This window comes from Dactylosporangium sp. NPDC005572 (assembly GCF_040605515.1).
Taxonomy (GTDB): domain Bacteria; phylum Actinomycetota; class Actinomycetes; order Mycobacteriales; family Micromonosporaceae; genus Dactylosporangium.
Genome location: NZ_JBEXCY010000329.1, coordinates 1 through 8877, shown reverse-complemented (window position 1 = coordinate 8877; position 8877 = coordinate 1). Strand labels below are relative to the sequence as shown.

The 8877-nt window shown below is 73.4% G+C and carries 11 protein-coding genes; 2 read left to right on the top strand and 9 right to left on the bottom strand.

Annotated elements, in window-relative coordinates:
- The 4 genes from ABZS66_RS58645 to ABZS66_RS58630 all read right to left on the bottom strand — a co-directional run.
- On the bottom strand, positions 1-584 hold a 584-nt coding region (locus tag ABZS66_RS58645), incomplete at its 3' end, for a hypothetical protein (RefSeq protein WP_354773202.1).
- 45 nt (positions 585-629) lie between these two features.
- Positions 630-1673, bottom strand: coding sequence for a cytochrome d ubiquinol oxidase subunit II (locus tag ABZS66_RS58640; protein WP_354773201.1), 1044 nt, complete (start codon positions 1671-1673; stop codon positions 630-632).
- Positions 1674-1675: 2 nt separating this feature from the next.
- The gene (locus tag ABZS66_RS58635; protein WP_354773199.1) at positions 1676-3046 is read right to left on the bottom strand and encodes a cytochrome ubiquinol oxidase subunit I; all 1371 of its coding nucleotides are present in this window, start codon (positions 3044-3046) and stop codon (positions 1676-1678) included.
- 151 nt (positions 3047-3197) lie between these two features.
- Complete coding sequence (locus tag ABZS66_RS58630; protein WP_354773197.1) at positions 3198-3740, bottom strand: hypothetical protein; 543 nt, start codon at positions 3738-3740, stop codon at positions 3198-3200.
- 57 nt (positions 3741-3797) lie between these two features.
- On the opposite strand from ABZS66_RS58630, the gene ABZS66_RS58625 reads away from it, so the two are divergent.
- Positions 3798-5135: a hypothetical protein gene (locus ABZS66_RS58625; RefSeq protein WP_354773195.1), complete on the top strand. Its 1338-nt coding sequence runs from the start codon at positions 3798-3800 to the stop codon at positions 5133-5135.
- Between the two features lie 19 nt (positions 5136-5154).
- On the opposite strand, the gene ABZS66_RS58620 is transcribed toward ABZS66_RS58625, so the two are convergent.
- The 4 genes from ABZS66_RS58620 to ABZS66_RS58605 are packed head-to-tail and all read right to left on the bottom strand — an operon-like array spanning position 5155 to position 7607.
- Positions 5155-5730, bottom strand: a complete 576-nt coding sequence (locus tag ABZS66_RS58620; protein WP_354773193.1) for a GNAT family N-acetyltransferase — start codon at positions 5728-5730, stop codon at positions 5155-5157.
- A 17-nt stretch (positions 5731-5747) separates the two neighbouring features.
- Positions 5748-6743, bottom strand: a complete 996-nt coding sequence (locus ABZS66_RS58615) for an NADP-dependent oxidoreductase (RefSeq protein WP_354773191.1) — start codon at positions 6741-6743, stop codon at positions 5748-5750.
- Positions 6740-7159 (bottom strand): organic hydroperoxide resistance protein, encoded by a 420-nt coding sequence (locus ABZS66_RS58610; RefSeq protein ID WP_354773189.1) that lies wholly within the window; start codon positions 7157-7159, stop codon positions 6740-6742. The genes ABZS66_RS58615 and ABZS66_RS58610 overlap by 4 nt, the downstream gene beginning before the upstream one ends.
- The gene (locus tag ABZS66_RS58605; protein ID WP_354773187.1) at positions 7137-7607 is read right to left on the bottom strand and encodes a MarR family transcriptional regulator; all 471 of its coding nucleotides are present in this window, start codon (positions 7605-7607) and stop codon (positions 7137-7139) included. The genes ABZS66_RS58610 and ABZS66_RS58605 overlap by 23 nt, the downstream gene beginning before the upstream one ends.
- Positions 7608-7684: 77 nt before the next feature.
- Between ABZS66_RS58605 and ABZS66_RS58600 the strand changes: the two genes are divergently transcribed.
- Complete coding sequence (locus tag ABZS66_RS58600; protein ID WP_354773185.1) at positions 7685-8287, top strand: DUF998 domain-containing protein; 603 nt, start codon at positions 7685-7687, stop codon at positions 8285-8287.
- Positions 8288-8294: 7 nt separating this feature from the next.
- Here ABZS66_RS58600 and ABZS66_RS58595 read toward each other — a convergent pair.
- Positions 8295-8877 (bottom strand): hypothetical protein (locus ABZS66_RS58595; RefSeq protein WP_354773183.1); only part of this gene is annotated, 583 nt, incomplete at its 5' end.

Sequence of the window (8877 nt, the reverse complement as noted above, 5' to 3'; positions counted from 1 at the left end):
TCGCTGGTCTTCCTCGTCGGCGGGTCCTCGGCCTGCGGGATGGCCCCGTTGCCGGCCTCCGGCGGCGCGGCCTCGACGGTCGGCTCGGCCGCCTCGGTGGCCGACGCCTTGGCGCTGGGCGTCTTGGAGGGGGAGGCGCCGCTGACCCGGACGGTGAACCGGTCGTTGGCGTTGCCCGGCTGCACGGCGACGGCGCCCTGGCCGTTGCCGCCGGTCTTCAGCACGAACTTGAACGAGCCGCCGGCGGACTTGCCCGCCGCGATGTCCTTGCCGAGCCGGCAGCGCACCGCGCGGCCGCCGCTGATCTGGCCGCAGCCGTCGCCGTAGTCGGCCGGGTCGAGTTGGGCCTGCGGCGGCACCGTGATCGCCACGATGACGTCGTCGCCCTTGACCTCTTCCCGGCCGCGGTTGGTCACCTGGAAGCCGACGCTGACCTTGTCGCCCGGCTTGCCCTGAATGTTGGTGTTCGTCGCCTTGATGTCGAGCCCGTTGGTGGCGGCCTGGGCCGGGACGGCCAGGGCGATCGCGCCGACGGGCACGCCAAGGGCCGCGACGGCGGCGGCCGTCGCGCTCCAGCGCCTCAATGCCCGAAGATTTCCCATGACTCCGGCGGAGACTAGCAGCATTCGTCAACGCCTGCCGTCTTCTTGGTGACCAGTTTCACCGCCCGCTCCCTGATGAGCTGGGGTTTGTGACAGGCGGAGCAGCCACCAGAGCGACGGTGCCAGGATCGCGACACCGACCAGGACGGCCCACAGCGTGGCGCGCGTCACCGCCGGGTCGGCGGCGACGGCGTCGACCGTGGTCGCGGGCGGCAGGAGGTACGGGTACTGGGCGGCGGCCCAGCCCCCGAGCACCGCGGCGACGGCGAGCCCGCTGGTGACCCGCACCGCGACGTACCTCCCGAGGGCCAGCAACCCGATCGACGCCAGGCCGGCCAGCGCGGAGACGGCGATCAGAGCGGCCGGCAGGGGCCGCCACAGCCGGCCGGCCAGCCAGTCCGCGTCCAGCTCGACCACCACCAGCCCGACCGCGGCCAGCAGGCCCACGCCGGCCCCGGCCCACAGCGCCTGCCGCCGCATGACTGGGACGAGGCCGGGGTCCTCCCGCTTCGCGTCGTGCGTGAGGAACACCGCGGCGAGGTAGGCGCACACCCCGACGGCCAGCGCGCCGGTGGCGACCGAGGTCGGGTTCCACCACGCGGTGAGGATGTCGCCCGGCCCCTGGTCCCAGGGCGGCACCCGGCCGGTGGCGATGCCGCCGGCGACCGCCCCGAAGAAGAACGGCGTGACCACGGACGAGAACGCGAACCCGGCCCCGAACAGCTGCTGCCGGGGCAGGGTCACGCTGATCTTGCGGAACGCGAACCCGGCGCCGCGCCCGATGATGCCGAGCGCCGCGGCGGTGAGCGGGATGTACATCGTCGCGGCCACGCCGGCGAACACCGCCGGGAAGCCGGTCCACAGCAGCACGATCGCGAAGATGAGCCACACGTGGTTGGCCTCCCACACCGGCCCGATCGCGTGCTCGATCAGCTTGCGCTGCCGGTGGCCGCGCTTCGCGCCGCCCGCGAAGAGGTCCCAGAACCCGGCGCCGAAGTCGGCGCCGCCGAAGAGCGCGTAGGCCGTCACGGCTGCGAACAGCACCGCCAGCATCAGGTCAGCACTGGTCATGGTCACGGCACCGGGAAGGTCTCGACGTCGGACTCCTGGGGCGCCACCGGTACCGGTTTGTCACGCGCCAGCCGCCGCAGGACGTACACGGTCGCCACCGTCAGCAGCGCGTACACGAGCAGGATCACCACCAGCCCGACGCGCAGGCCGGGCGCCGTGTTGACCGCGTCGTGGGTGCGCAGGATGCCGTACACCACCCACGGCTGCCGGCCCACCTCGGTCGTCGTCCAGCCGGCCTCCAGCGCGAGGACGGCGGCCGGGCCGCAGAGGAACGCGGCGCGCAGGAACCAGCGGTTGGTGAGCCACTGGCGGCGCCACTTCCAGATGAACGCGAACGCGAGGGCCACGCCGAGCATCGCGAGCCCGGCGACGACCATGATCTGGAACGCCCAGTGCACGACGTTGACCGGCGGGTGCTGGTCGGCGGGGACCTCGTTGAGCCCCATGATCTCGGCGTTGGGGTCCCAGTGCGCCAGTAGCGAGAGGGCGTTGGGGATCTCGACGGCGTACCGCAGCTCGCCGTCGACCGCCACCCCGCCCAGGTGCAGCGGCGCGCCGCGCTCGGTCTCGTAGAGCCCCTCCATCGCGGCCAGCTTCACCGGCTGGTAGTCGGCGACGAAGTGCGCGGCCCAGTCGCCGACGCCGACCTGGATCGGCGCCATGACGGCGGCGACGGTGAACGGGACGAGGAAGCCGAGGCGGTGGTACCGGTCGGTGCGCCCGCGCAGCATGCCCACCGCGTAGACGCCGGCGATGCAGAAGCCGGTCACCATGAACGCGGCGACGAGCATGTGCACCGACTGCGGCCCGGTCGCCGGGTTGAACATCGCGCCCCACGGGTCGACCCCGACGACCTTGCCCTCGACGAGGTCGAAGCCCCGCGGCTGGTTCATCCAGGCGTTGGCGCTGACGACGCAGAGCGTGCCCACGACGCCGGCGATCAGGATCGGGATGGCGGACAGCATGTGCACCCGCGGCGGGAGCCGGTCCCATCCGTAGAGGTAGATGCCGAGGAAGATGGCCTCGATGAAGAACGCGAACCCTTCGAGCGTGAACGGCAGGCCGATGACCTCGCCGTACGTGCCCATCAGGCCGGGCCACAGCAGGCCCATCTCGAAGCTGAGGATGGTCCCGGAGACGGCGCCGACGGCGAACAGCACGCCCATGGCGCGCGCCCAGCGGCGGGCGAGCAGGCGGTAGTTGACGTCGCCGGTGCGGTACCCGCGCCACTCCATGAAGAGGGTGATGGCCGGCATGGCCACCCCGAAGCTGGCGATGATGATGTGCCAGCCGAGGGAGAACGCCATCTGCGTGCGAGCGGCGGCGAAGTCCCCCGGTGTGGCGGCCTCGGCGAGAACGGACAGGTGATCCACGGAGCGCCCCCTGTTGACGACGTGGTGTGCCTGTCTCCGTTTCTATCGCCGGGCCGAGTGAGTCCGATGCGCGGTGCGGTCGAAAGCGGTCTTGAACACGTTCGGGAACTTTTCCGGTGTTCTAGATGTAGGATGGCTACATGTGGCGTGCCTACGGCTCGACGGGCGGCGCCGCGAAGTTGGCCAGCGCCAGCAGCATGGTGATGAGCACGAAGCCGGCGTAGACCAGCCGGCGCCGGCGGATGTTCTCGTAGGCGTGCCACCAGGCGATCGCCGCCTCGCAGACCGGCCCGGCGACGAATCCGCCGCGAGCCCGGCGGGGGATGACGATCGGCGCGAGCCGCACCGCGTTGCTGACGTAGACGCGCCGGGGCGGCGCGGCGACCGGCGGCAGCTCCGGTGTGACCGTGATCTCCAGCCCGTCGTCGGGCAGCGTCTCGTCGAGGTAGAACCGCTCCGACCGGCGGGCGAAGACCCGGCCGAGGAACTCGTCGGCGGCGTCGGCGTGGCCGAGGCGGGTCCGCTGCAGCTCCAGCCAGGTCCAGCGGGTCGCCACATCGGTGAGGACGTCGCCGTAGAGCGCGTCGGCCTCGTCCGGGGCGCCCACCACGCGGGTGGCGTCCCGCCGCAGCGGCTCGAGGTGCCGGGTGACGAATGCGACGTACCCGTCCGGTGGCTCGGAGGTCATCCGCATGCGTTCATCGTCCGCGCTCACGTCGATGAGCGCCAGGTGTGGTTGCGGGTGGATGGCATGATCGGCCCCGTGGGCTCCGCGTTACCCCTGGGCCGGGAGGACCTCATTCCCGGCGAGCTGTCGGTCGCCATCGCTGAGGGTGGCATCCGCACGGCCTCCGGCATGCTGCCCGCGCTGCTCTACACGACCGAGGGCCTGGCCCGGCACGGGCAGCGGGAGCTGTTCTTCGCCGTGGCGCGGACCGGGGCGCCGGCGCCGGGGTACCCGCTGACGATGTCGCGCACCGTCCACGGCTTCGCTGCCGAGCGCCGCCTGGTCGACGCCGGCGACGTGAGCGTCTTCGGCCGCCCGGGCGTCGACGCCGACGACCGCGTGACGGGCTTCGTCTACACCGAGCCGCAGGCGATGCAGTCCACAGTGGATGGCGCTGCGCTGGTCGCGCTCCCGCTCGTCGGCGGCGAGACGGCGGTCGTGCAGCGCTTCGGCCACGCGCGGGTGCTGGCCCTGCTCGGCGCGCAGGAGCGCTACTACCCGCACCCGTACTGGTTCCGCCCCGGCCGCGCCCCGGTGGTCGACGACGCCGAGTACCGCGCCGCCACCCTGCTCTCCCAGGCCCCGGCCTACAACCTGCCGTTCCTCCGCGTGGTCCACAACGGCAGCCGGCTGGAGCTCTCGGTGCCCCGCGCCGAGCTGCCCGCGCTCGGCGAGGCGATGCGGGAGGCGCCGGACGTCTGCGCGTACCTCCCGGGCCTCGCCGGCACCCCGAAGACCTACGTGTGGTCGCCCGGCCAGCAGGGCCCGGCCGCGATCGTGGCCCCCGGCGGCGATTCGGCGAGCCGGCTGGGCTGCAACTTCCTGCTCATCGTCCGCGGCGGCGTGGAGCCGACCGCCCGCCAGGTCGAGGACGGCTTCGCGGCCCTGCTGACCGGCGCGATGCACGCCCGCCTGCTCCAGGCGGTCGAGGCCGGCCGCCCGGTCGAGATCGGCCTCCCCGACGGCGCGGTGTCGGCGCTGTGCCTGACGATCGAGGACGACGCCTCGGCGTCCCAGCCGGCCCTCCCACAGACCGAGCCGCTGCCCCGGATCGTGCTGCTGACGAGCGAGGAGCAGCTGCGCCGGGCCACCACGCCGGCCGAGCTGAGCGACTTCGTGGAGCGCGCCCGGGTGGTCATCGCCCGCCTCTTCACGGGCTCGCGCCACGCCACCGAGGAGATCATGGTGGAGTTCCGCCTGGGCCCGTCCCGCCCGGTGGCGGTCCGCATCATGGCCCGCCCGGAGGCCCCGCCGCGCGAGCTCCAGGTCGTGCTGGAGCGCCAGCTGCAGGCGCTGGCGCCGCCCACGATCCGCTACACGGAGGTGGCCTTCCAGCTGCACCTCCCGCTGGCCCGCCGCTGACCGCGCCGGGCGGGGCGGCTCAGGTGGTTGCCGGGCGGTACAGGCGGTACAGGACGTGCTGCTCGAGCGGGTGGCCCACCGGCAGGTTCGGGTGGCGGAAGTCGTCGGCCGGGTCGCGGGTCATGCCGATCTTGCGCATCACCGCCTGCGACGGCGTGTTCGTCACCGTGGTCATGGAGACGATGTCCGTCATGCCCGCGCCGCCCTCCGCGCGCGGGCGGAAGGCGAAGTCGCGGGCGGCCACCGCGGCCTCGGTCGCGTAGCCCCGGCCCCACGCGTGGCGGGCCAGGCGCCAGCCGATCTCCAGCGCCGGCGCCCACGGGGCGTCGATGCGCTGCCACGCCAGGCCGACGAAGCCGATGAACGGGTCGTCCACGGTGGACACCGCCCACAGGCCGTAGCCGTGCTCGGCGAACTGCTGCTCGATCCGGTCCACGAGGGCGTCGCTCTCGCCCGGAGTGAGCGGGCGCGGGAAGTACCGCATGACCTCCGGGTCGGCGTTCAGCGCGGCGAACGGGGCGCGGTCGGCCGCCGTCCAGCGGCGCAGGACGAGCCGGTCGGTCCGCAGATCAGAGGATGGCAGCACGGACTCCATGCTGCCATCCCGGACGCTCAGAAGCGCACGATCATCTTGCCCAGGTTCTCGCCGCGCAGCATGCCCAGGAACGCGTCCGGGGCGTGCTCGATGCCGTCGACGAACGTCTCCGGGACCTGGATCCGGTTCTCCCGCAGCCAGTCGGTCATCTCCTCGACGAACGCCTGGCGGCGCCCCCAGTGGTCCATCACCAGGAAGCCCTGGAGGGTGATCCGCTTGCTGATCAGCAGGCTGAGGTTGCGGATGCCGTGCGCGTCCGGCCCGTTGTACTGCGAGATCGCGCCGCAGACCGCCACCCGACCGTGCAGGTTCATGCGGAAGAGCGCCGCCTCCAGCTGCTCGCCGCCGACGTTGTCGAAGTACACGTCGATGCCGTCCGGGGTCAGCTGCTTGAGCTGGGTGCGCACCGACCCGTCCTTGTAGTTGAAGGCGGCGTCGAAGCCCAGGTCGTCCACGAGGTACTTGACCTTCGCCGCCGAGCCCGCGCTGCCGATCACCAGCCGGGCGCCGCGCAGCCGGGCGATCTGGCCGGCGAGCGAGCCCACCGCGCCCGCGGCGCCGGAGATGAACACGTTCTCGTCCGGCTTCAGGTGCGCCACGTCGAGCAGCCCGGCGTAGGCCGTGAGCCCAGGCATCCCGAGCACGCCCAGGTAGGCCGAGGGGGGCGCGACGGCGGTGTCGACGACGCGGGTGTGCTTCGCGTCCAGCAGCGCGTACTCCCGCCAGCCGAGGCCGTGCAGCACGCTCGCGCCGACCGGCACGTCGGGGCTCTCGGAGGCGACGACGGTCCCGACCGCGCCGCCCTCGAGCGGCTGGTCGAGCTGGAACGGCGCCACGTACGACGGGACGTCGTTCATCCGCCCGCGCATCGCCGGGTCGACCGACATGACCTCGTTGCGCACCACGACCTGGCCCGGCCCGGGCACCGGGACCTCCTCCTCGACCAGCCGGAAGTGCTCGGCGGTCGGCACGCCCTCGGGGCGCGCGGCGAGCTGCCACAGCCTGTTCGTCATGCGGCCACCTCCAGCGTCACGTCGATGTTGCCACGGGTGGCGTTCGAGTAGGGGCAGACCTGGTGCGCGGCCTCGGCGAGGCGCAGCGCGGTCTCGCGGTCGGTGTCCGGGATGGTGACGGCGAGGGCCACCTGGAGGCCGAAGCCGCCGCTGCCGTTGGGGCCGATGCCGACCTTCGCGTTGACGACCGTGCCGTCGACCGAGACCTTCGCGCGGCGGGCGACCAGGCGCAGGGCGCTGTGGTAGCAGGCCGCGTAGCCGGCGGCGAAGAGCTGCTCGGGGTTGGTCGCGCCGCCGGCGCCACCCATCTCCTTGGGCACCGCGACGTCGACGTCGATGATCCCGTCGGAGCTGGTGACGTGGCCGTCGCGGCCGTCGCCGGTGGCGGTGACGTCAGCCGTGTAGAGCACCTGCATCGATCTCTCCTCGCCCATCGAGTGCCATGTCCAGTGCTGTGGTGAGCCGGGTCAGCGTGATCCGCAACTCGTTGAGCTCGTCCAGGTCGAGGCCGTCTTCGCAGAGCAGCCGCGCGGGCAGCGCGGAGGCCCGGGTGCGCAGCCCCGCGCCGTGCGGGGTGAGCCGGACGGTGACCGAGCGCTCGTCGTCGGCCCGCCGCTCGCGGTGCACGAGGCCGGCCGTCTCCAGGCGCTTGAGCAGCGGCGACAGCGTGCTGGAGTCCAGCCGCAGCGCCGTGCCGAGCTCCTTGACGGTCCGCCCGTCGCGCTCCCAGAGGGCGAGTAGGACGAGGTACTGCGGGTACGTGAGCCCCAGCTCGTCGAGCAGCGGCCGGTAGCGCGCCGTGACCGCCCGCGAGGCGGTGTACAGCGCGAAACAGACCTGCCGGTCCAGTGGCAGCACATCCACGGGCCAACAGTAGCGCACGATTCAGTCGTGCGCGACTTAACGAGCGAGGGCGCCGGTCGCGGGGCATACTCGGCCAAGTGCGCCGCGACTTCGTCCCCACGTTCGCGCTGTGGTCCTCGGCCGCGGCACCTGTGCTGCTGATCGGCGGGTGGACGGTCGCCGCCGCGCTCCAGCCCGCCGGGTTCGACTCGCTGCAGGACACGATCAGCGCCCTGGCCGGCATGGGCGCCGCCCACCGCTGGGTGATGACGCTCGCCCTGGTCGGCGTCGGCGTCTGCCACGCCGTGACCGCCCTCGGCCTGCGCCCGTTCTCCGGCCCGTGCCGGCTGATGCTGGCGGTCGGCGGCCTGGCCACCATCCTGGTCGCGGCGATCCCGGTGCCGATGACCGGCGAGTCGGCCGCGCACCAGGCCGCGGCGACCATCGCGCTGGCCTGCCTGGCGCTGTGGCCGGCACTCTGGCGCCGGCCGGGCGGCGGGCCGTTCCGCCCGTCGGCCGGCGTCATGCTCACCGCGACGTTCGTGCTCGTTGCGCTGGTGTTCGTGTTCGCCGTCGCGCTCGGCGCCGGCGTGCTGGTCGGCCTGGCCGAGCGGATCGCGACCGGCGCCGAGGCGGCCTGGCCGCTGGTCACGGTCCTGCTCCTGCGCCGCAACGCCGGCCAGCCCGCCGTCCTGCGCTAAGCCCCGATCAGCGCAGCCCTGCCGGAACCCGCGCGATGACCGTGCCGCGACCGTCGACCGCGGTCAGTCCGGTGACGTCCAGCGGCGCGGTGTCGGCCGGCATCCGCACCCACCACGCGACCACCCGGGGGTCCTTGGGCCACGCGCTCGTCTCCGCGGTGGTCGGCACCCCGTCGATCGTCAGCGACACGTTCGCGACCGCTCCCGGCCCGCTCCCGGCCGGCCCGACCACGTAGCCGAGCACGAACCGGCTGTCGCCGCCGCTCGTCGTGTAGCCCGCGTGGAAGCCGACGTCCCCGGGGCCGGGCGGCACCACGTCCGGGTCGCTGCCGATCCCCTGCAGGACCATCCGGCCGGCGCTGTCCCGCGTCCCGAAGACCATCACGAACCGCGCGTCCGCCTCGGCGAACCACAGCGACACCGAGGCGTTCCCGACGGGCTGGCCGAGCTCGACGGCTCCCGACGGCGACACGCTGATGTACACCCGGGGGAGGTCGGTGACGGGGATCGCCGACGGCGACGGCGACGGGCCGCCGGGCGCCGCGACCGGCGCCGGTTCGCCGCCCGCGAACGCGAACGCGCCGCCCGCC

Excerpts from the sequence above, each read along its gene's own strand:
- ABZS66_RS58625 (WP_354773195.1), top strand. The coding sequence starts at position 3,798 with ATGATCGGCCCCGTGGGCTCCGCGTTACCCCTGGGCCGGGAGGACCTC.
- ABZS66_RS58615 (WP_354773191.1), bottom strand. The coding sequence starts at position 6,743 with ATGACGAACAGGCTGTGGCAGCTCGCCGCGCGCCCCGAGGGCGTGCCG.
- ABZS66_RS58630 (WP_354773197.1), bottom strand. The coding sequence starts at position 3,740 with ATGCGGATGACCTCCGAGCCACCGGACGGGTACGTCGCATTCGTCACC.
- ABZS66_RS58640 (WP_354773201.1), bottom strand. The coding sequence starts at position 1,673 with ATGACCAGTGCTGACCTGATGCTGGCGGTGCTGTTCGCAGCCGTGACG.
- ABZS66_RS58610 (WP_354773189.1), bottom strand. The coding sequence starts at position 7,159 with ATGCAGGTGCTCTACACGGCTGACGTCACCGCCACCGGCGACGGCCGC.
- ABZS66_RS58620 (WP_354773193.1), bottom strand. The coding sequence starts at position 5,730 with ATGGAGTCCGTGCTGCCATCCTCTGATCTGCGGACCGACCGGCTCGTC.